Origin of the sequence: Pseudomonas sp. B37(2017) (genome assembly GCF_002112885.1) — a bacterium.
Taxonomy (GTDB): Bacteria; Pseudomonadota; Gammaproteobacteria; order Pseudomonadales; family Pseudomonadaceae; genus Aquipseudomonas; species Aquipseudomonas paraglycinae.
The window spans coordinates 401332-423375 of sequence record NZ_NEIX01000003.1; the positions used below are offsets into that span (position 1 = coordinate 401332).

The window sequence follows — 22044 nt, forward strand, 5'->3', positions numbered from 1 at the left end:
GGCCTCTCCCCTGCACCGTCGGCGCAGTGTGGATGATCAAAGTCAGGCAGTGGTTTGCAGGCCGGCGACGGTGCGCGGCATGCCGACAAAACCGGGCAACGCTTCGATACGCGCCAGCCAGGCGCGAACGTTGGCGTAGTCGTCCAGCGACACATTGCCTTCCGGCGCATGGGCGATGTAACTGTAGGCCGAGACATCGGCGATGGTAGGCTCAGTGCCGGTCAGGTACGGGGTTTTGCCCAGTTCCGCATCCATCACCTTGAGAAAGTTGTGCGCACGGGTGATGACTTCTTCGGCGTTGAACTTCGCCCCGAACACCGTGATCAAGCGTGCGGCGGCGGGCCCGAAAGCAATCGGCCCGGCAGCCGCCGACAACCAGCGCTGCACGTGCGCTGCGCCAACCGGATCGGTCGGCAACCAGCGACCGTTGCCGTATTTCTGAGCCAGGTAGACGAGAATTGCATTGGAGTCGGCCAGCACCACGCCGTTGTCATCGATGGCCGGCACTTGCCCGAAGCTGTTGATGGCCAGGTAACCGGGCTGTTTGTGCTCGCCTTTGGCGAGATCGACAAACACCAGCTCGGTCGGCAATTGCAGCAGGGACAGCATCAGTTCGACGCGATGGGCGTGGCCGGAACGCGGGAAGTTGTAGAGTTTGATCGCTTGCATGGTCGACTCCGCTGAACGAATGCGCCGTTCTGGATGGACGGCGGCCGTGGCAGCCATCTTCCCCCTATCGCGAAAACAACAGAATCACCAGCAAACGCAATCCATTATTTCTTTGGATGAAATAAAGCCGCATTTTTCAGCGATGGATGTTCACGCAATGCGTTCACCATGAAGTCGACAAAACTGCGGACCCGCGCCGGCGCCTTGCGCCCGCCCTGATACACCACGTGGATCGGCAGTGCAGGCAGTTCGAACTCGGCGAGGACGATTTCCAGTTCGCCGCAAGCGACCTTGCTGGCCACCTGATAAGACAGCACCCGGGTCAGCCCCAGACCCAATGACGCCGCCGTGATCGCAGCCTGATTGGCCGTGACCACCAGACGCGGCTCCGGTTTTACGCCAATCAGTTCACCGTGTTCCATGAATGGCCAGCTGCGCTGCTGGCCGATCGCCGATGTCGCCACCACCGGCGCCCCGGCCAGGGCCTGTGGATGAGTCGGCCGGCCATGGACCGCAAAGAATTCCGGCGAGCCGCAAATCACCCGCCGCACCTCACCGACCCGGATCGCACGCTGATTGCTGTCCGGCAACTCGCCGATACGCACCGCGACATCGACGCCCTCCTCGACCATGTTCACCACCCGGTCGAGCAACAGGGCATTGATGGAAACGTCCGGGTATTGCGTCAGATAACGCGCCATCACCGGCGTGACAAACTGTTCTCCGAATAAAACCGGCGCCGTCACCGTCAACTGCCCACGGGGCTGGGTATGACTGCCGGCAGCGGAATCCTCCGCTTCCTGCACCTCGGCGAGAATTCTCCGACAGTCTTCCAGATAACGCAGACCCGCTTCGCTCAAATGCACGCTGCGGGTGGTACGGATCAACAACTGCGTACCGATCCGCTGCTCCAGCGCCGCCACCGCCCGGGTCACACTGGCCGCCGACAAACCCAGGCGCCGCGCGGCAGCGGAGAAGCCCTGCTCTTGGGCAACGATGGCGAAAACCTGCATTTCCTGGAAGCGATCCATGGTGCCCTCGATCCGGATAAAAAAATCGCAGCTGAAGCTGCGATTTTATGGGGGTGATCAACAGTGGATAACTTATTCCACCGTCACCGACTTCGCCAGGTTGCGCGGCTGATCCACGTCAGTGCCCTTGAGCACAGCAACGTAGTACGACAGCAGTTGCAGCGGAATGGTGTAGAGGATCGGCGACAGGATGTCGTGGATGTGCGGCATCTGCACCACGTGGGTACCTTCGCCGTTGGTCATACCGGCCTTCTCGTCAGCGAATACGATCAACTCGCCGCCACGTGCACGGACTTCCTGCAGGTTGGACTTGAGCTTCTCCAGCAGTTCGTTGTTCGGAGCCACGGTCACGACCGGCATGTCGTTATCCACAAGCGCAAGCGGGCCGTGTTTCAGTTCGCCAGCCGGGTAGGCTTCGGCGTGGATGTACGAGATTTCCTTGAGCTTCAACGCCCCTTCCATCGCCACCGGGAATTGCGCGCCACGGCCCAGGAACAGCGTGTGGTTCTTCTCGGCGAACAGCTCTGCGATTTTTTCGACTGTGCTGTCCATGGCCAGCGCTTCGCCCAGACGGGTTGGCAGACGACGCAGTTCTTCGACCAGCGTGGCTTCGACGCCATCGGCCAGAGTGCCGCGTACCTGGCCCAGGGACAGAGTCAGTAGCAGCAGACCGACCAGTTGCGTAGTGAAAGCTTTGGTCGAAGCCACGCCGATTTCACGACCGGCCTGGGTCAGCAGAGTCAGGTCGGATTCGCGTACCAGCGAACTGATGCCGACGTTGCAGATCGCCAGGCTTCCCAGGAAACCCAACTCCTTGGCGTTGCGCAGGGCGGCCAGGGTGTCGGCGGTTTCACCGGACTGGGAGATGGTCACGAACAGGGTGTCCGGCTGCACCACCACCTTGCGGTAGCGGAACTCGCTGGCGACTTCGACCTGGCAAGGAATGCCGGCCAGCTCTTCGAGCCAGTAACGGGCAACCATGCCGGCATGGTAGCTGGTGCCACACGCCACGATCTGCACGTTGCGCACTTTGGCGAACAGTTCGGCCGCTTGCGGGCCAAACGCCTGCACCAGCACCTGATCCGAACTCAATCGACCTTCCAGGGTGCGCTGCACCACGGACGGCTGCTCGTGGATTTCCTTGAGCATGTAGTGACGGAACTCGCCTTTGTCGGCAGCTTCGGCGCCATCGGTGTACTGGACGGTCTGGCGCTCGACGGCTTTGCCGCTCACGTCCCAGATCTGCACCTTGTCACGCTGGATTTCGGCGATATCGCCCTCTTCCAGGTACATGAAACGGTCGGTGACCTGACGCAGGGCCAGTTGGTCGGAAGCGAGGAAGTTTTCGCCCAGGCCCAGACCGATCACCAGCGGGCTGCCGCTGCGAGCAGCAACCAGGCGATCCGGCTGCTGCGCGTGGATAACCGCCAGACCGTAGGCGCCATGCAGTTCCTTGACCGCTGCCTTCAGAGCGTCGGTCAGGTCAGGCAACGCCTTGAGTTTTTCAGTCAACAGGTGGGCGATGACTTCAGTGTCGGTATCGGAACTGAACACGTAGCCCAGCGCCTTGAGTTGTTCACGCAGCGCCTCATGGTTTTCGATGATGCCGTTGTGCACGACGGCAACGTCACCGGAGAAATGCGGGTGGGCATTGCGTTCACTCGGCGCACCGTGCGTGGCCCAGCGGGTGTGGGCAATGCCGAGACGGCCGACCAGCGGATGTTCGGCGAGCGCCGCGTCGAGTTCGCTGACCTTGCCGACACGACGGGTGCGTTCCAGCGTGCCGTCATTGGTGTACACCGCCACACCGGCACTGTCATAACCCCGGTATTCCAGGCGCTTGAGGCCTTCGACCAGAATGGCGGTGATGTTACGTTCAGCTACCGCGCCGACAATTCCACACATGCTTATTTCTCCTGACTGACAGTCGCGCAAATCAAGTTGATACCGCGAGCCTGAATCTGAGCGCGTGCCTCAAGGGGCAGGCGATCATCGGTAATTAGGGTATGGACGCTGCTCCATGGCAGCTCCAGGTTGGGAATCTTGCGGCCGATCTTGTCGGCCTCGACCATGACGATCACTTCCCGCGCCACTTCCGCCATCACCCGGCTCAGGCCGAGCAATTCATTGAATGTGGTGGTACCACGCACCAGGTCGATGCCATCGGCACCGATAAACAACTGGTCGAAGTCGTAAGAGCGTAGTACCTGCTCGGCGACCTGGCCCTGAAAGGATTCCGAATGCGGATCCCAGGTGCCGCCAGTCATCAGCAGCACAGGCTCGTGTTCGAGTTCGCTCAGGGCGTTGGCCACGTGCAGGGAGTTGGTCATCACCACCAGTCCCGGCTGCTGGCCAAGCTCGGGGATCATGGCGGCGGTGGTGCTGCCGCTGTCGATGATGATGCGGGCATGCTCGCGGATGCGTGAGACGGCAGCGCGGGCGATCGCCTGTTTGTATTTGGAAACGTTGAGGCTGGTGTCTGCCACCAGCTCATGCGGCATGGTGATGGCTCCGCCGTAGCGACGCAGCAGCAAGCCATGACTTTCCAGAGCAGCGAGATCCTTGCGAATCGTAACTTCCGAAGTTTCGAAGCGCTTGGCCAGTTCATCCACACTCACTTCGCCCTGCTCATTGAGCAAAGCCAGAATATTGTGACGGCGCTGAGGTGTGTTGCGTTTCGACATGGCTGATTAAGTTTCGATTCGAAAGATAACGGAAGCAATCAAAACCTATCAGCTGCAAATCGTCAAGCTGTGCCCAATAAAAAAGACCGCCGGCGGCGGTCTCTTTCATACTTCGAGCACTGTGGATAACTCAGCTCTTCTTGATCTTCTCCGGCCGCTTCCAGCCATCGATGTTCTTCTGCCGCGCCCGGCCAACGGCCAACTGGGCGTTATCCACATTCTGGGTAATGGTCGACCCGGCTGCAGTGGTTGCACCGGCGGAGATATCCACAGGCGCCACCAGCGAGTTGTTGGAGCCGATGAACACGTCCTCACCCAACACGGTTTTCCACTTGTTGGCGCCGTCGTAGTTGCAGGTGATGGTGCCGGCGCCGATGTTGGTGCGGGCACCGATCTCGGCGTCGCCCAGGTAAGTCAGGTGTCCAGCCTTGGCGCCCTCGCCCATGCGCGCGTTTTTCAGTTCGACAAAGTTACCCACATGGGCGCGGGCCTCCAGCACAGTGCCCGGACGCAGACGGGCAAACGGGCCGGCATCGCTGCCTTCACCCAACACCGCACCTTCGATGTGGCTGTTGGCCTTGACCACCACGCCTTTGCGCAGGGTGCTGTCCTTGATCACGCAGTTCGGGCCGATCACTACATCGTCTTCGATGACGACTTTGCCTTCGAGAATTACGTTGATGTCGATCAGCACGTCGCGACCCACGGTCACTTCGCCACGTACATCAAACCGGGCCGGATCGCGCAGAGTCACACCCTGAGCCATCAAGCGACGGCCAGCGCGCAACTGATAGTGGCGCTCCAGTTCGGACAGTTGCTTGCGATCGTTGGCGCCCTGCACTTCCATCGGATCATGGGGTTGTTCGGTCGCAACTACCAGGCCATCACCGACCGCCATTTCAATCACGTCGGTCAGGTAATACTCACCCTGGGCGTTATTGTTCGACAGACGACTCATCCAGTCAGCCAGATGGCTGGCAGGCACGGCGAGAATGCCGGTATTGCCCTCGGTGATCGCACGTTGCGCTTCGCTGGCGTCCTTGTGCTCGACGATTGCGGCGACCTTGCCGCTGGCGTCACGCACGATGCGGCCGTAGCCGGTCGGGTCGTCCAGTTCGACGGTGAGCAATCCCATTTGGCCGGGCACGACGTGCTTGAGCAGACGCTGCAGGGTCTCGACTTCGATCAGCGGCACGTCACCGTAGAGAATCAGAACGGTATCGGCCGTGATGAACGGCACAGCCTGGGCAGTCGCATGACCGGTGCCCAACTGCTTGTCTTGCAATACGAAATTGAGATCATCGGCGGCCAGACGTTCGCGCACGACATCGGCACCATGGCCGATGACGACGTGAATGCGCTGGGGATCAAGTTGGCGGGCACTGTGGATAACATGGCCGAGCATGGAGTCGCCGGCAATCGGGTGCAGCACTTTTGGCAGCGCGGAACGCATGCGGGTGCCTTGACCGGCCGCGAGGATAACGATTTCAAGAGACATGACTGGCTACCAATCCTGGGTGGTCAGCAACTGCGACCGGGTTTCGGGAATTCTGAAAAGAAAAAAGGGTAGCCGAGGCTACCCTTTTTTATCAATCGCACAACAAGTGGCTGACGGATTAACCGCCAAACTTCTTGCGGATCTGCTGGACGGTGCGCAGCTGAGCTGCAGCCTCGGCCAGACGTGCGGACGCAGCTCCGTAGTCGAAATCTGCGCTCTTCTCGTGCAGAGCAGCTTCGGCAGCCTTGAGAGCTGCTTGAGCCTGAGCTTCATCCAGGTCGGCGGCACGTTGCACGGTATCGGCAAGCACCTTGACCATGTTCGGCTGAACCTCGAGGAAACCACCGGAGATGTAGAACACCTCGGCTTCCCCGCCTTGCTTGATCAGGCGGATCGGACCTGGCTTCAGATTAGTGATCAGCGGCGCGTGGCCCAGAGCGATACCAAGATCACCCAGAGCACCGTGCGCAATCACCATCTCGACCAGGCCGGAAAAGATTTCTCCTTCCGCGCTGACGATGTCGCAATGGACTGTCATAGCCATCTGATTGCCTCAACCTAAATTAGCGCCCGTTGCCGGGCGCCTGGATTACAGTTTCTTGGCTTTCTCGATCGCTTCTTCGATGCCGCCGACCATGTAGAACGCTTGTTCTGGCAGGTGGTCGTAGTCACCGTTGAGGATGCCTTTGAAGCCAGCAATGGTGTCTTTCAGGGAAACGTATTTACCCGAAGCACCGGTGAAGACTTCAGCCACGAAGAACGGCTGCGACAAGAAGCGCTGGATCTTACGAGCACGGTTTACCAACTGCTTGTCGGCTTCCGACAGCTCGTCCATACCCAGGATCGCGATGATGTCCTTCAGCTCTTTGTAACGCTGCAGCACGTACTGAACACCACGAGCGGTCTCGTAGTGATCGTTGCCGATCACGTTCGGGTCCAGCTGACGCGAAGTCGAGTCCAGTGGGTCTACCGCCGGGTAGATACCCAGGGAAGCGATGTCACGGGACAGAACGACGGTGGCGTCCAGGTGAGCAAACGTGGTCGCTGGCGACGGGTCAGTCAAGTCGTCCGCTGGTACGTATACGGCCTGGATCGAAGTAATCGAACCTTGCTTGGTCGAAGTGATGCGCTCTTGCAGCACGCCCATCTCTTCAGCCAGGGTCGGCTGGTAACCTACTGCCGAAGGCATACGGCCCAGCAGTGCGGATACTTCGGTACCGGCCAGGGTGTAACGATAGATGTTGTCGACGAACAGCAGAACGTCGTTACCTTCGTCACGGAACTTCTCGGCCATGGTCAGACCGGTCAGCGCTACGCGCAGACGGTTTCCCGGTGGCTCGTTCATCTGACCGTAGACCAGGGCTACCTTGTCGAGAACGTTGGAGTCCTTCATCTCGTGGTAGAAGTCGTTACCCTCACGAGTACGCTCACCCACACCGGCGAACACGGAATAACCGCTGTGCTCGATGGCGATGTTACGGATCAGTTCCATCATGTTTACGGTCTTGCCTACACCGGCACCACCGAACAGACCGACTTTACCGCCCTTGGCGAACGGGCAAACCAGGTCGATAACCTTGATGCCTGTTTCCAGCAGCTCGTTGCCACCGGCTTGTTCAGCGAAGGAAGGAGCGGCGCGGTGGATACCCCAGCGCTCTTCTTCGCCGATCGGGCCAGCTTCGTCGATCGGGTTGCCCAGTACGTCCATGATCCGGCCCAGAGTCGCTTTACCGACCGGTACGGAGATGGCTGCGCCAGTGTTGTTGACGTCCAGACCGCGCTTCAAGCCTTCGGTGGAGCCCATCGCAATGGTACGAACCACGCCGTCGCCCAGCTGCTGCTGAACTTCCAGAGTGGTTTCGGCGCCTTGAACCTTCAAGGCGTCGTAGATGCTCGGTACGCTGTCGCGTGGAAATTCCACGTCGATAACGGCGCCGATGATTTGAACGATACGTCCGCTACTCATAGCTGGATCCTCTGAATATTTGAACCGTTAAACCGCGGCAGCGCCGCCGACGATTTCCGAGATCTCTTGGGTGATCGCAGCCTGACGCGCCTTGTTGTAGATCAGCTGCAAATCGCTGATCAAATCACCGGCGTTGTCGGTAGCGTTCTTCATCGCGATCATCCGCGCAGCCTGCTCAGCCGCGTTGTTCTCGACCACCGCCTGGTACACCTGCGACTCCACGTAACGCACCATCAAGCCGTCAAGCAGCTCTTTGGCGTCTGGTTCGTAGAGGTAGTCCCAGTGGTGCTTGAGTTCTTGATCCGGGGTCGCCACCAATGGAATCAACTGCTCCACGGTAGGCTGTTGCGTCATGGTGTTGATGAACTTGTTGGATACCACGGACAGGCGGTCAATACGGCCGTCCAGGTAGGCATCCAGCATCACCTTGACGCTGCCGATCAGATCATTGATCGACGGCTCTTCACCCAGGTGGCTGATAGCTGCAACGACGTTACCGCCGAAGTTGCGGAAAAAGGCCGCACCCTTGCTACCAACGACACACAGATCGATCTCGACGCCGTTTTCGCGGTTTACCGCCATGTCCTTGACCAGGGCCTTGAACAGGTTGGTGTTCAAGCCGCCGCACAGACCACGGTCACTGCTCACCACGACATAACCGACGCGCTTTACTTCGCGATCGATCATGAACGGGTGGCGGTATTCCGGGTTGGCGTTGGCCAGATGCCCAATTACCTGGCGGATACGCTCCGCATAAGGACGGCTAGCAGCCATGCGCATTTGTGCCTTGCGCATTTTGCTGACCGCCACTTTTTCCATGGCGCTGGTAATTTTTTGCGTGCTTTTGATGCTCGCAATCTTACTGCGAATCTCTTTTGCGCCTGCCATGTAACACCTATCAGGTTAGCAAGCGGGAGCCTTGCGGCTCCCGCTGCGGCTTACCAGGTTTGGGTGGCCTTGAACTTCTCGATACCAGCCTTCAGGCCAGCGTCGATTTCGTCATTGAAGTCACCTTTAACGTTGATCTTCGCCATCAAGTCGGCGTGATCGCGGTTGAAGAAAGCAATCAGCGCTTGTTCGAAGCTGCCGATCTTGGCGATTTCAATGTCAGTCAGGAACCCACGCTCAGCGGCATACAGCGACAGCGCCATGTCAGCGATCGACATCGGTGCGTATTGCTTCTGCTTCATCAGCTCGGTAACGCGCTGACCATGCTCAAGTTGCTTGCGGGTCGCTTCGTCCAGGTCAGAAGCGAACTGGGCGAATGCCGCCAGTTCACGGTACTGAGCCAGAGCGGTACGGATACCACCGGACAGCTTCTTGATGATCTTGGTCTGAGCGGCACCACCCACACGGGATACCGAAACACCGGCGTTCACTGCAGGGCGGATGCCCGAGTTGAACATGGCCGATTCCAGGAAGATCTGACCGTCGGTGATGGAAATCACGTTGGTCGGAACGAACGCGGAAACGTCGCCAGCCTGGGTTTCGATGATCGGCAGTGCGGTCAGGGAACCGGTTTTGCCGGTCACTGCGCCGTTGGTGAACTTCTCTACGTACTCTTCCGAAACGCGGGATGCGCGCTCCAGCAGACGGGAGTGGAGATAGAACACGTCGCCTGGGTAAGCTTCACGGCCTGGTGGACGGCGCAGCAGCAGGGAAATCTGGCGGTAAGCCACTGCTTGCTTGGACAGATCGTCATAAACGATCAGCGCGTCTTCACCGCGGTCGCGGAAGAATTCACCCATGGTGCAACCGGAGTACGGAGCCAGGAATTGCAGAGCTGCAGATTCCGAAGCGCTCGCTGCAACGATGATGGTGTTAGCCAGTGCACCGTTTTCTTCCAGCTTGCGAACCACGTTGGCGATGGTCGATTGCTTCTGACCGATTGCCACGTAGACGCAGAAAATGCCGCTGTCTTTCTGGTTGATGATCGCGTCGATCGCCAGAGCGGTTTTACCGATCTGACGGTCACCGATGATCAGCTCACGCTGGCCACGGCCGACAGGGATCATGGCATCGACAGCCTTGTAGCCAGTCTGTACAGGCTGGTCTACCGACTTACGCCAGATCACGCCCGGAGCAACTTTCTCGACCGCGTCGGTCTCGGTGTTGCCCAGTGGACCTTTGCCGTCAACAGGGTTACCCAGTGCGTCGACAACGCGACCCAGCAGTTCCTTACCAACCGGAACTTCGAGGATGCGGCCGGTGCACTTGGCGCTCATGCCTTCAGCCAGAGTCGTGTATGCGCCCAGTACAACGGCACCTACGGAGTCTTGCTCCAGGTTGAGGGCCATACCGTAGACGCCGCCCGGAAACTCGATCATCTCGCCGTACATGACGTCGGCCAGACCGTGAATCCGCACGATACCGTCAGATACGCTGACGACAGTGCCTTCGTTACGGGCTTGGGAGGTCACATCGAGCTTTTCGATGCGGCCCTTGATAATTTCACTTATTTCGGAAGGATTGAGTTGCTGCATTGCTCTGCTGCCCCTTCAAACTCAAGATTTCAATGCTTCGGCAAGTTTCGCGATTTTGCCGCGAATCGAGCCATCGATAACCAGGTCGCCGGCGCGGATAACGACACCACCTATAAGGGCAGCATCCTCCGCAACTTGCAGGCGCACTTCCCGGTTGAGTCGTGCACTGAGAACCTTGGCGAGTTTGTCTTGCTGTTCTTGGTTCAATGCAAAAGCACTGGTCACTTCAACGTCTACCGATTTCTCTTGTTCGGCCTTGTACAGGTCGAAAAGAGCGGCGATCTCCGGCAGAAGCGGGAGACGGTCGTTTTCGGCAACGACATTGATGAAGTTCTGTGCCTTGGCATCAAACTTGTCGCCGCACACGTCAATGAACGTGGCGGCCTTTTCTGCGCTCGTCAGTCGCGGGGCCTTGAGCACGCGCTGCATGGTGTCATCTTGTGACACCGCTGCAGCCAGGCCGAGCATGGCTGACCAATTGGCCAGTTGCTGGTGGGCCTGAGCGTGCTCGAAGGCCGCCTTAGCGTAAGGTCGGGCCAACGTGGTCAGTTCTGCCATGATCGCCCTCGCTTAGATTTCAGCAGCCAGTTGGTTAACCAGCTCTGCGTGCGCGTTTTGATCGATTGTGGCACCCAGGATCTTCTCGGCGCCGCCGACAGCCAGCAAGCCCACTTGGGCGCGCAGCTTGTCTTTGACACTGTTCAGTTCCTGTTCGATCTCGGCTTGAGCCTGAACCTTCACACGGTCAGCGTCGACACGGGCCTTTTCAACGGCCTCTTCGACAATCTGGTTACCGCGTTTCTTGGCTTGCTCGATGATTTCAGCTGCCTGAGCTTTCGCTTCGCGCAGTTGCTGACCCGCTTTCTCTTGGGCCAACTCCAGGTCGCGAGCTGCACGGCTGGCAGCGTCCAGACCATCAGCGATCTTCTTTTGACGTTCGTGCAGAGCTGCGATGACCGGAGGCCATACGAACTTCATGCAGAACAGTACAAAAATCAGGAACGCAACGGACTGGCCAATCAGGGTCGCATTAATGTTCACGCCAACACCTCGCAGTTACGTTGTCCATCACACCAAATCACTCGGAAAATCCGAATGATTAGCCAGCGATTTGACCAACGAACGGGTTCGCAAAGGTGAAGAACAGAGCGATACCAACACCGATCATGGTTACGGCGTCGAGCAGACCGGCAACGATGAACATTTTAACTTGCAGCATTGGAACCATTTCTGGCTGACGCGCTGCGCCTTCCAGGAACTTGCCGCCCAGCAGGCCGAAACCAATTGCGGTACCCAGTGCGCCCAGGCCGATCAACAGTGCAACAGCGATAGCGGTTAGACCAACTACAGTTTCCATCTTTCCTCCCGACTTTTACGTCGTATGGTTTAGGTTTTTTAGATTAAAGCGGTAAAACAAATCGTTTCATGGTGCCCCGTGAGGAGCCCCTTCCCGTTTGACCGGGAAGGACATCAGACTAGTCGAGACTGGTCTTAATGGTTTTCTTCGTGCGCCATCGACAGGTAGACGATGGTCAGCATCATGAAGATGAACGCCTGCAGGGTGATGATCAGGATGTGGAACACAGCCCACGCCCACTGCAGGACAACACCCAGGCCGCTGAGCCAGAGCAGGCCGCTGCCGAACATCACAGCGATCAGGATGAACACCAGCTCGCCGGCATACATGTTGCCGAACAGACGCAGAGCCAGAGAGATCGGTTTGGCGATCAGGGTCACGAATTCCAGCAGGAAGTTCACCGGGATCAGCAGGGCCTGAACGAAGATGTTCTTGCTGCCGAACGGGTGCAGGGTCAGCTCGCCGATGAAACCGCCGAGGCCCTTGACCTTGATGCTATAGAAAATGATCAGTGCGAAAACCGAGAACGCCATGCCCAGGGTCGCGTTCGGGTCGGTAGTCGACACGGCGCGGAACGGGATGTGGTGGTCGCCGGAGATCAGGATGGCCAGCTGAGGAATCCAGTCGACCGGTACCAGGTCGACGGCGTTCATCAGGAACACCCAGACGAAGATGGTCAGTGCCAGCGGTGCAATCACCGGGCTACGGCCATGGAAGCTGTCTTTCACGCTGCCATCGACGAATTCGACCAGGACTTCAACGAAGTTCTGCAGTGCACCCGGCTGACCGGAAGTCGCCTTCTTGGCCGCCATGCGGAAAAGAAGAACGAAGATCAGACCCAGCGCGACCGACCAGCCGAGAGTATCGACGTGGAAAGCCCAGAAGCCCATTTCCTTGGCTTCTGCTGCGGTGTGGGCAAAGCCCCAGCCGCCGTTGGGTAGCTGACCGAAGGTCAGGTTCTGCAAGTGGTGCTGGATATAGCCCGAAGCGGTTGTTTCTGCCATGGTTGCCTCAAACGCCCTAAGGTCTCGAAAGTCTTGTTCTCATCAGCAGGGGAGCGAACCAGCTGACCGACTGAGTCAGCACGAAGGCGCCGAATACAGCGATCGGCGCCAGTGGCTTCACACCTGCGAACACCAGTGCAAACAGCACTGCCGTCAAAATCAGTTTGCCTGCCTCGCCGGCATAGAAAGACCGGACGATGGACTGGGCTGCTCGGGCGCCGGAAAACCGAAATGCCTTGTGAGCGAAATAAACATTGGGCAGCAAGGCTATCAGGCCTCCGCAAAGTCCCGAGTATCCGGCAACGACTCCGTGCCATTGCCAGAGCGCCAAAGCGGCAATGAGCAAAATGACAAATTGAGCCATTAACACCGGAAAAACCGCCAGGCGATGGAACGGCAGGCGGTTTGGCTTGCGGGTTTCCATCACTATTGCTCTCCAATGGTCGGCTGCCGAAATTCAATAACTTGGCATAATTTGTGCCGACAAAATGCGCGCAGAGTATAGGGGCGGTTCTGCCCCTATTCAACTGTCAGGTAGTGATTTCCGACTGCGCGCTACAAGAGCAATTGTTTCAGCGGATGTGTGCGAGCACACCTTGAAGCTCGTCGAGGGAGTTGTAACCGATCACCAACTGACCCTTTCCCTTCTTGCCGTGGCGGATCTGCACCGCAGAGCCTAGGCGCTCGGCCAGACGCTGCTCGAGACGAGCGATATCCGGGTCGGGTTTGGACGGTTCGACCGGCTCCGGTTTGCCACTCAACCACTGACGAACCAGTGCCTCGGTTTGGCGCACGGTGAGGCCGCGTGCGACAACATGTCGCGCCCCTTCCACCTGCTGATTGTCAGGCAGACCGAGCAATGCACGGGCATGACCCATTTCCAGGTCGCCGTGGGACAACATGGTCTTGATGACTTCCGGCAGCGCAATCAGGCGCAAAAGGTTGGCCACGGTGACGCGGGACTTACCCACAGCCTCGGCGACCTGTTGCTGGGTGAGCTGGAATTCCTGCTGCAAGCGCTGCAGGGCCACCGCTTCTTCGATCGGGTTCAGATCTTCGCGCTGGATGTTCTCGATCAGCGCAATGGCGATCGCGGTTTCATCCGGCACGTCGCGGACCATCGCAGGAATGGTTTCCTGGCCGGCCTGCTGACTGGCGCGCCAGCGGCGCTCGCCGGCGATGATTTCAAAACGGCCACCACCAATCGGGCGAACCACGATCGGCTGCATCACGCCCTGGGCCTTGATCGACTGCGCCAGCTCTTCCAGCGCCTGCGGATCCATGTCCCGGCGCGGCTGGTACTTGCCACGCTGCAGGAGGTCCAGCGGCAGGTGCTGCAACTCACGGCTGTCAGCCTGCGCTGCCTGTTCTTCCAGCGAACTGACAGTCGGACCGCTCAGCAGCGCATCCAGTCCTCGTCCGAGACCTCGTTTCTTGACGGCCATGGGGATTCCTTAAGTTGGCTGGGCAGCGGCGATGCGTGAATTTTTGCGCTGACGGCGAACCATCTCGCCGGCCAGGGCCAGATAAGCCAGCGCGCCACGCGATTGCTTGTCGTAGGCGAGCGCCGGCATGCCGTAGCTCGGGGCTTCAGCCAGACGGATATTGCGCGGGATCACCGTGTCGTACAGCTGATCGCCGAAGTGTTCCTTGAGCTGGGCCGAAACGTCGTTCATCAGACTCAGGCGCGGGTCGTACATGGTCCGCAGCAGACCTTCAACTTTCAGGTTCGGGTTCAACAGCTCGGCGATGCGCTTGATGTTATCCACAAGGTCGCTCAGACCTTCGAGCGCAAAGTACTCGCACTGCATGGGGATAATGACCCCGTCAGCGGCGACCAGTGCGTTCAATGTGAGCATCGACAGCGACGGCGGGCAGTCGATCAGAATGTAATCGTAGTTTTCACGGATCGGCGCCAGCGCACTGCGCAGACGGCTTTCCTTCATCTGCATTTCCAGCAGTACCACTTCGGCCGCCGTCAGGTCGCGGTTGGCCGGCAACAGTTGATAACCGCCGTGTTCAGAGTAGTGCATGGCCTGAGCCAGATCGCATTCGCCGATCAGCAGGTCGTAGACCGAGTTTTCCAGGCCATGTTTATCCACACCGCTACCCATGGTGGCGTTGCCCTGTGGATCGAGATCGATCAACAGCACCCGGCGCTTGGTCGCGACCAGGGATGCTGCGAGGTTGATGCAGGTGGTGGTCTTGCCCACACCACCCTTCTGGTTCGCTATCGCGAATACCTTAGCCATTCTTGCTTGTGTTCCCAATCATGCCGTGCGGCGCAGTATCAGCAGATGGCGTTGGCCTTGGCAACCGGGTACGGCCAGGGCGTGTTCGCTATCGAGTTTGAAGTCTGCCGGCAATGCTACCAGCTCATCGGCCGGATGGACGCCCTTCATTGCCAGCCAGCGCGTATCGGCGTCGCCGAGGTGGCGAGTCCAGTTGGTGAAGTTCTCCATGCTGCTGAACGCCCGGGAAATGATCCCGTTGAACGGCTGTGCAGGCTGGAATGCTTCGACGCGACTGTGGATAACTTGCAGGTTATCCAGTTTGAGTTCGAGTTTGACCTGGGTCAGGAAGCGGGTTTTCTTGCCGTTGCTGTCCAGACAGGTCACTTGCGAGTCCGGATACAGGATCGCCAGAGGGATCCCCGGCATGCCGCCGCCGCTGCCGACATCCAGCCAGCGGCCGTTTTCGATGAACGACATCACGCTGAGGCTATCGAGCAAGTGACGGGAAACCATTTCGTCCGGATCGCGAACGGCGGTCAGGTTGTAGGCCTGGTTCCATTTGATCAACAGGGCCAGATAACCCAGCAGCAATTCGTGCTGGGTTTCAGTGAGATTGACACCGAGCTCGCGGGCTCCTGTGGATAACTCTTCGGCGTGTTGCGAAGTGACCTTAGAACTCAAGCGCTTTGCTCCAACTGACGGCCCGCGCCGCGTTTTTTCAAATGAATCATCAACAGCGAAATCGCTGCCGGGGTCACACCCGGGATCCGCGAAGCCTGGCCCAGCGTCTCGGGACGAGTCGCGCCAAGCTTGCTCTGGATCTCCTTGGAGAGACCGGAAATGTTGGTGTAATCGATATCCACAGGCAGTTTCGTGTCTTCGCTTGCACGCAGACGGGCGATTTCGTCCTGTTGACGGTCGATGTAACCGGCGTATTTGGTCTTGATCTCGACCTGTTCGGCGACCTGTGGATCTTCGGCGCCCTGCCCGGTCACTTCGACCAGACCAGCGTAGTCGATTTCCGGACGGCTCAAGAGATTGAGCAGGTTGTATTCGTGAGTCAGCGGCGTGCCGAATTTCTCGGCAATCGCATCGCCCTGCGGAGTGCCCGGGCGAACCCAGGTGCTTTTCAGGCGCTGCTCTTCGAGTTCGATGCTTTCGCGTTTCTTGCAGAACGCCGCCCAGCGCGCGTCATCGACCAGACCCAGCTCGCGACCTTTTTCGGTCAGACGCAGGTCGGCGTTGTCCTCACGCAGGATCAGGCGGTACTCGGCACGGGAAGTGAACATGCGGTACGGCTCTTGAGTACCGAGGGTGATCAGATCGTCGACCAATACCCCGATGTACGCTTCATCGCGACGCGGGCACCAGGCTTCTTTGCCTTTCGCACGCAGTGCAGCGTTCGCGCCAGCCAGCAAACCCTGGGCGCCGGCTTCTTCGTAACCGGTGGTGCCGTTAATCTGACCAGCGAAGAACAGACCGCCGATGACTTTGGTTTCCAGGCTGTACTTCAGGTCGCGCGGATCGAAGTAGTCGTACTCGATCGCATAACCCGGACGCACGATGTGCGCGTTTTCCATGCCGCGGATCGATTGCACGATCTGCAACTGCACATCGAACGGCAGGCTTGTGGATATCCCGTTCGGATACAGCTCATGGGTGGTCAGGCCTTCCGGCTCGATGAACACCTGATGGCTTTCCTTGTCGGCAAAGCGGTGGATCTTGTCTTCGATCGACGGGCAATAACGCGGGCCGATGCCTTCGATTTCACCAGCAGCGGAATACATCGGCGAACGGTCGAGGTTCGCGGCAATGATTTCGTGGGTGCGGGCGTTGGTATGAGTAATCCAGCAACTGACTTGCCGTGGATGTTGTTCCTTGTTGCCCATGAACGACATCACCGGGATCGGCGTATCGCCTGGCTGCTCGGTCATCACCGAGAAATCCACAGACTTGCCGTCGATACGCGGTGGCGTACCGGTTTTCAGGCGACCGACACGCAACGGCAGTTCACGCAGACGATGCGCCAGGGCGATCGACGGTGGGTCACCGGCACGACCGCCGGAAAAATTCTGCAACCCGATGTGGATAAGTCCGCCGAGGAACGTACCGGTGGTCAACACCACGGAATCCGCGAAGAAACGCAGACCCATTTGTGTGACGACACCACGTACTTGTTCCTGCTCGACGATCAGGTCGTCAGCAGCTTGTTGAAATATCCACAGGTTCGGCTGGTTTTCCAGAATTTCGCGGACAGCGGCTTTGTACAAAATCCGGTCGGCTTGCGCACGGGTCGCCCGTACGGCCGGGCCTTTGCGGCTGTTCAACACGCGAAACTGGATACCGCCCAGATCGGTGGCCATGGCCATCGCGCCGCCGAGGGCGTCGATTTCCTTGACCAGATGGCTTTTGCCGATGCCACCGATAGCCGGGTTGCAACTCATGGCACCGAGGGTTTCCACGTTGTGCGTCAGCAGAAGGGTTTTTACACCCATGCGTGCTGAGGCCAGTGCTGCCTCGGTACCGGCATGACCGCCGCCGATGACGATCACTTCAAAACGGGAAGGGAAATCCACCACGCACCTCGTGCCTGCTTAAGTAGGTAATTCAGGAATAGTTTGAGATCAGGTTTCTGGACCTGGTCGGCAAGTATAGGGACTTCGCCCTTCCTAAAGAACCCTTTGCACAAAATTTAACCAGCTGTGGAGAACTCGCGGTTAAAAGAATAAAAAAGAGAGAAATTTATAAAACCTTTGTTTTAAAGCTTATTCTTACTGCCCATGGTTTCTGTGGATAGATTTCTGCAGGCCTTTATTTTCAATGTGTACAGAGATTCAAAACCCTGTGGCCATGTCGCCATGAGGCCCTTGGATAACCGGTGTAAGCCTGTGGATGAATGAGGTGGTTATCCACAGCGGCAGTTATGTTCAGTTTTCAGGCCCTGTTATCAACTGCCCTCAGCGGCAGTTATTCACAGGGCTTAATCCACAGAAATCAGGTGAATGAAGGAATCGCGGACACGGAAAATCCGCTCAGGAACAGGAATCTGTCCGGCACTGGAGGAAGGAAATACTAGAAGGGGGGACAGACAGGTCGCGAACGGACCTGTCTGTGGACAACGGAAGGGTTATTTACCGATGCAGAAGCTGGAAAAGATTCGTCCCAGCAAATCATCTGAACTGAAGGCGCCGGTGATTTCCCCGAGAGACTGCTGGGCCTGACGCAGGTCTTCGGCCAACAGCTCACCAGCACCCGCCAAGGTCAGTTGGGCACGTCCATGTTCCAGGGCATCACTGGCATGACGCAGGGCTTCGAGGTGCCGGCGGCGTGCGCTGAAGCTGCTTTCCGATGTTTGTTCGTAGCCCATGCAGGCTTTGAGGTGATCACGTAGCAGGTCCAGACCTTCACCGGCAGACTTGGCGCTCAGGCTGATCGTCACGTGGCCATCGTCACTGACTTCCAGGGCAATAGGTTCACCGGTGAGATCAGCCTTGTTACGAATCAGGGTGACCTTCGCCGGATCTGGCCGGGTTTCAAGGAATTCCGGCCACAGGGCGAATGGATCGGCGGCCTCTGGCGCAGTGGCATCGACGACCAGCAGCACTCGGTCAGCCTCGCCGATGGCTTTCAACGCTCGTTCAACGCCGATCTTTTCCACATGGTCATCGGTATCACGCAGACCGGCGGTGTCCACAACGTGCAGCGGCATGCCGTCGATGTGGATATGTTCGCGCAGGATGTCCCGAGTGGTGCCGGCTATTTCGGTCACGATCGCGGCTTCACGACCGGCCAGTGCGTTGAGCAGGCTGGATTTGCCGGCATTCGGACGACCGGCAATCACCACGGTCATGCCGTCACGCAGCAACGCACCCTGCCCGGCTTCGCGCAATACGGTGGATAACTCGTTACGAACCTTGTCGAGCATGCTCAGGACATGGCCATCAGCGAGGAAGTCGATTTCTTCTTCCGGGAAGTCGATAGCCGCTTCTACATAGATCCGCAGGCCGATCAACTGTTCGGTAAGGTTGTGCACGCGTTGGGAAAATGCACCCTGCAATGAACGCAGGGCATTGCGCGCGGCCTGTGCGGAACTGGCTTCGATCAGGTCGGCGATGGCCTCGGCCTGCGCCAGATCGAGTTTGTCATTGAGGAACGCTCTTTCGCTGAACTCACCGGGACGGGCCAGACGGCAACCCAGTTCCAGACAACGCTTGAGCAACATGTCGAGGACGATCGGGCCACCGTGGCCCTGCAGTTCCAGTACATCTTCGCCGGTGAACGAGTTCGGTCCGGGGAAATACAGAGCCAGACCTTCATCCAGCACCTGTTGATCGTCACTGAAGAACGGGCCGTAGTGGGCAAACCTTGGTTTCAGTTCACGGCCGCTGATGGCTTTGGCCGCAACGCTGGCCAGCGGCCCGGAAATTCGAACGATGCCCACGCCGCCACGGCCCTGGGCGGTAGCGACAGCTGCGATGGTTTCACGAGGTGCGCTCATAAACCGGTATCCAGACAAAAATGGCAGATAGCAAAACGCCCCACTAGGGGGCGTTTTGAGTGGTGTTATCCACAGAGTAAGTTACGCCTCGGCTTTTTTCGTCGCCGCTTCGATCTTACGCGTGATGTACCACTGTTGGGCAATCGACAGGCAGTTGTTCACAACCCAGTACAGCACCAGACCTGCCGGGAACCACAGGAAGAAGAAGGTGAAGATGATTGGCATCATTTTCATCACCTTGGCCTGCATCGGATCCGGAGGTGTAGGGTTCAGACGCTGCTGGATGAACATGGTCGCGCCCATGATGATCGGCAGGATGAAGAACGGATCCTTGATCGACAGGTCGGTAATCCACAGCATGAACGGCGCCTGGCGCATTTCCACGCTTTCCAGCAGAACCCAGTACAGGGAAAGGAAAACCGGCATCTGCACCAGGATCGGCAAGCAGCCACCCAGCGGATTGATCTTCTCTTTCTTGTACAGCTCCATCATGGCTTGCGACATTTTCTGCCGGTCATCGCCATGTTGCTCTTTCAGTGCAGCCAGTTTCGGAGCCACGGCGCGCATACGGGCCATCGACTTGTAGCTGGCGGCCGACAGAGGGAAGAAGATCCCTTTGATCAGCATGGTCAGGAAGATGATCGACCAGCCCCAGTTGCCGACGATGCTGTGGATATGTTGCAGCAGCCAGAAGATTGGCTGGGCAATGAACCACAGAATGCCGTAGTCGACAGTCAGTTCCAGACCTGGGGACAACTCTTTCAGCACAGCCTGGCTTTTCGGACCGGCGTAAAGAACAGCGCTGGTCTCGACTTTCGCACCCGGTGCAGCGGTCAACGAAGAACCGGTGTAACCGATGATGTAGTTGCCTTTGCTGTCTTTACGGGTCTGGACGATGTTGTTTTCGCCCTTCGGAGCAACCCATGCAGTCACGAAGTAGTGTTGCAGCCAGGCTACCCAGCCACCAGTGACGGTCTCCTTGAGCTGAGCTTTGTCCATGTCCTTCATGGACACTTTCTTGTACGGCTCGGAACTTGTCCACAGGGCGGCGCCCAGGTAAGTCGCGGTACCGGTAGCAGTTGTGGACGAAGGATCGGCGCTTGCATCGCGCTTCAGCTGGGCAAACATCGAACCGGACCAAGGCTGAGCGCTCTGGTTGTCGATCAGATAGGTCACGGTCACGTCATACAGGCCACGTTTCAGAGTGAAACGTTTGATGTAATTGACGCCGTCCTTGCTGAATTTCAGGTCGACGACCAGTTGGTCCTGACCGTCAGCCAGTTGATAAGTCTTCTTCTCCGAGGAGTAGATCGGACGACCGGCCGGGTTTGCATCCGGACCGTTGGTGCCAATCAGACCGCTCTGTGCCAGATAAGTACGTTCACCACCGTTGTCGAACAGCTGGAACGGAACGTCCGGACGATCCTGACGACGTGGATACAGCGGCAAGGTCAGCTGGGCAACATCGCCACCTTGTGGATCGATCGCGAGATCGAGCACGTCGGTCTTGATCTGGATCAGATCCTTGCTGACAGCGACCGGCGTTTCGGCAGGTGCGCTGGTATCGCTTGCGGCGCGCGGAATATCGTCACTGGCAGCAGCATTATTGCCAGTGGCGGTGTCCGGCAAACCGGATGTAGTCGTACTGGAAGCAACATTCTGAGTCGGCAGGGCAGCCTGGCCATAGTCCTGGTTCCATTTAAGGACCATGACGTAGGACACGATTGCCAGGGCGACGATCAGGATCGTGCGTTTGATATCCATGATTACTCGGCCATCGAAGAAGAACGGGAGGTAGGGATAGGTGGAACCGGGTCATAACCACCGGGATTCCACGGATGACAGCGACCTAAACGACGAAAGGTCAGCCAGCCACCGCGCAGAAGGCCATGATTTTCGATGGCTTCATACGCGTAGCAAGAACAACTGGGGTAGAAACGACAGTGACTGGCCATCAGGGGACTAATGGCGTAGCGATAAAACTGGATCGGAACGAGTGCCAGTTTACGCATCTGGACTGTCTACCCCTACAGTTTCGGTTTTGACTGCTGGTACCGGCTTGTTGCGTGCCAGACGTTTCCAGAGTTTGCCGAAATGCTGAATCAATTCGGGGTTTTCTACGTCACCCAAACCTTTGCGCGCGACGATAACGATGTCCCAGCCGACCAGTGAATCCTGGTGCAGGCGAAACGATTCGCGCATAAGACGTTTGAGGCGATTGCGCTCGACGGAGAGCTTGACGCTCTTTTTCCCGATAACCAGCCCGAGACGGGGGTGATCGAGATCGTTGTTGCGCGCAAGGAGCAGGAGATTTTTCCCCGGAACCTTGCCGGTAGGGGAGTCAAAGACTGCCTTGAAATGCCGGGGAGTAAGCAGACGCTTTTCCCGACTGAAGTCCTGACTCACCTCCAGTGCCGGATTATCAAACTGCCAGACGTGCGCGGCCTTTGGCGCGACGACGCGACAGTACGGCACGACCGTTCTTGGTAGCCATGCGAGCACGGAAACCGTGGGTACGAGCGCGTTTGATAGTGCTTGGTTGGAAAGTACGTTTCATGTCGTGTTACCTGGTTCGTCCACAACGGGCCGGAATGGCCCCCGTTTTAAGAGACCGGGGATT

At 58.2% G+C, this 22044-nt stretch carries 23 protein-coding genes; all 23 read right to left on the reverse strand.

The window, feature by feature from the left end:
- Window positions 1-42: 42 nt before the first annotated feature.
- Window positions 43-669: a glutathione S-transferase family protein gene (locus CAF90_RS11110; RefSeq protein WP_007954174.1), complete on the reverse strand. Its 627-nt coding sequence runs from the start codon at window positions 667-669 to the stop codon at window positions 43-45.
- A 104-nt stretch (window positions 670-773) separates the two neighbouring features.
- The gene (locus tag CAF90_RS11115) at window positions 774-1700 is read right to left on the reverse strand and encodes a LysR family transcriptional regulator (protein ID WP_085606306.1); all 927 of its coding nucleotides are present in this window, start codon (window positions 1698-1700) and stop codon (window positions 774-776) included.
- A 72-nt stretch (window positions 1701-1772) separates the two neighbouring features.
- Window positions 1773-3605, reverse strand: coding sequence for a glutamine--fructose-6-phosphate transaminase (isomerizing) (gene glmS / locus CAF90_RS11120; RefSeq protein ID WP_085606308.1), 1833 nt, complete (start codon window positions 3603-3605; stop codon window positions 1773-1775).
- A 2-nt stretch (window positions 3606-3607) separates the two neighbouring features.
- Entirely contained in the window at window positions 3608-4384 is a 777-nt protein-coding gene (locus CAF90_RS11125) for a DeoR/GlpR family DNA-binding transcription regulator (protein WP_007954166.1), read from the reverse strand.
- A 130-nt stretch (window positions 4385-4514) separates the two neighbouring features.
- Window positions 4515-5882: a bifunctional UDP-N-acetylglucosamine diphosphorylase/glucosamine-1-phosphate N-acetyltransferase GlmU gene (gene glmU / locus CAF90_RS11130; protein WP_007954165.1), complete on the reverse strand. Its 1368-nt coding sequence runs from the start codon at window positions 5880-5882 to the stop codon at window positions 4515-4517.
- A gap of 118 nt (window positions 5883-6000) precedes the next feature.
- Window positions 6001-6426: a F0F1 ATP synthase subunit epsilon gene (locus tag CAF90_RS11135; RefSeq protein WP_007954164.1), complete on the reverse strand. Its 426-nt coding sequence runs from the start codon at window positions 6424-6426 to the stop codon at window positions 6001-6003.
- Window positions 6427-6471: 45 nt separating this feature from the next.
- Entirely contained in the window at window positions 6472-7848 is a 1377-nt protein-coding gene (gene atpD, locus CAF90_RS11140; protein WP_007954162.1) for a F0F1 ATP synthase subunit beta, read from the reverse strand.
- A gap of 27 nt (window positions 7849-7875) precedes the next feature.
- Complete coding sequence (atpG, locus tag CAF90_RS11145) at window positions 7876-8736, reverse strand: F0F1 ATP synthase subunit gamma (protein ID WP_007954161.1); 861 nt, start codon at window positions 8734-8736, stop codon at window positions 7876-7878.
- A 50-nt stretch (window positions 8737-8786) separates the two neighbouring features.
- On the reverse strand, window positions 8787-10331 hold the full coding sequence (atpA, locus tag CAF90_RS11150; RefSeq protein ID WP_085606310.1) for a F0F1 ATP synthase subunit alpha: 1545 nt from the start codon (window positions 10329-10331) through the stop codon (window positions 8787-8789).
- Window positions 10332-10352: 21 nt separating this feature from the next.
- The gene (locus CAF90_RS11155; RefSeq protein ID WP_007911956.1) at window positions 10353-10889 is read right to left on the reverse strand and encodes a F0F1 ATP synthase subunit delta; all 537 of its coding nucleotides are present in this window, start codon (window positions 10887-10889) and stop codon (window positions 10353-10355) included.
- A 12-nt stretch (window positions 10890-10901) separates the two neighbouring features.
- Entirely contained in the window at window positions 10902-11372 is a 471-nt protein-coding gene (locus CAF90_RS11160; RefSeq protein WP_007954149.1) for a F0F1 ATP synthase subunit B, read from the reverse strand.
- Between the two features lie 58 nt (window positions 11373-11430).
- The gene (atpE, locus tag CAF90_RS11165; protein ID WP_003097235.1) at window positions 11431-11688 is read right to left on the reverse strand and encodes a F0F1 ATP synthase subunit C; all 258 of its coding nucleotides are present in this window, start codon (window positions 11686-11688) and stop codon (window positions 11431-11433) included.
- Window positions 11689-11822: 134 nt separating this feature from the next.
- Window positions 11823-12692: a F0F1 ATP synthase subunit A gene (gene atpB / locus CAF90_RS11170; RefSeq protein WP_007954148.1), complete on the reverse strand. Its 870-nt coding sequence runs from the start codon at window positions 12690-12692 to the stop codon at window positions 11823-11825.
- 16 nt (window positions 12693-12708) lie between these two features.
- Complete coding sequence (locus CAF90_RS11175) at window positions 12709-13116, reverse strand: F0F1 ATP synthase subunit I (protein WP_003229783.1); 408 nt, start codon at window positions 13114-13116, stop codon at window positions 12709-12711.
- 148 nt (window positions 13117-13264) lie between these two features.
- On the reverse strand, window positions 13265-14137 hold the full coding sequence (locus tag CAF90_RS11180; RefSeq protein WP_064600630.1) for a ParB/RepB/Spo0J family partition protein: 873 nt from the start codon (window positions 14135-14137) through the stop codon (window positions 13265-13267).
- A gap of 9 nt (window positions 14138-14146) precedes the next feature.
- Window positions 14147-14944, reverse strand: coding sequence for a ParA family protein (locus CAF90_RS11185; RefSeq protein WP_007954142.1), 798 nt, complete (start codon window positions 14942-14944; stop codon window positions 14147-14149).
- 18 nt (window positions 14945-14962) lie between these two features.
- The gene (rsmG, locus tag CAF90_RS11190) at window positions 14963-15607 is read right to left on the reverse strand and encodes a 16S rRNA (guanine(527)-N(7))-methyltransferase RsmG (RefSeq protein ID WP_007911906.1); all 645 of its coding nucleotides are present in this window, start codon (window positions 15605-15607) and stop codon (window positions 14963-14965) included.
- Window positions 15604-17502 (reverse strand): tRNA uridine-5-carboxymethylaminomethyl(34) synthesis enzyme MnmG, encoded by a 1899-nt coding sequence (gene mnmG / locus CAF90_RS11195; protein WP_085606312.1) that lies wholly within the window; start codon window positions 17500-17502, stop codon window positions 15604-15606. The genes rsmG and mnmG overlap by 4 nt, the downstream gene beginning before the upstream one ends.
- A 551-nt stretch (window positions 17503-18053) precedes the next feature.
- Entirely contained in the window at window positions 18054-19424 is a 1371-nt protein-coding gene (gene mnmE / locus CAF90_RS11205) for a tRNA uridine-5-carboxymethylaminomethyl(34) synthesis GTPase MnmE (protein ID WP_085606314.1), read from the reverse strand.
- An 81-nt stretch (window positions 19425-19505) separates the two neighbouring features.
- On the reverse strand, window positions 19506-21188 hold the full coding sequence (gene yidC, locus CAF90_RS11210; protein WP_085606316.1) for a membrane protein insertase YidC: 1683 nt from the start codon (window positions 21186-21188) through the stop codon (window positions 19506-19508).
- Window positions 21189-21190: 2 nt separating this feature from the next.
- Window positions 21191-21436, reverse strand: coding sequence for a membrane protein insertion efficiency factor YidD (gene yidD, locus CAF90_RS11215; RefSeq protein WP_010465488.1), 246 nt, complete (start codon window positions 21434-21436; stop codon window positions 21191-21193).
- Entirely contained in the window at window positions 21429-21830 is a 402-nt protein-coding gene (gene rnpA / locus CAF90_RS11220; RefSeq protein ID WP_011336726.1) for a ribonuclease P protein component, read from the reverse strand. The genes yidD and rnpA overlap by 8 nt, the downstream gene beginning before the upstream one ends.
- A 16-nt stretch (window positions 21831-21846) precedes the next feature.
- Complete coding sequence (rpmH, locus tag CAF90_RS11225) at window positions 21847-21981, reverse strand: 50S ribosomal protein L34 (protein WP_003213577.1); 135 nt, start codon at window positions 21979-21981, stop codon at window positions 21847-21849.
- Between the last annotated feature and the right edge of the window lie 63 nt (window positions 21982-22044).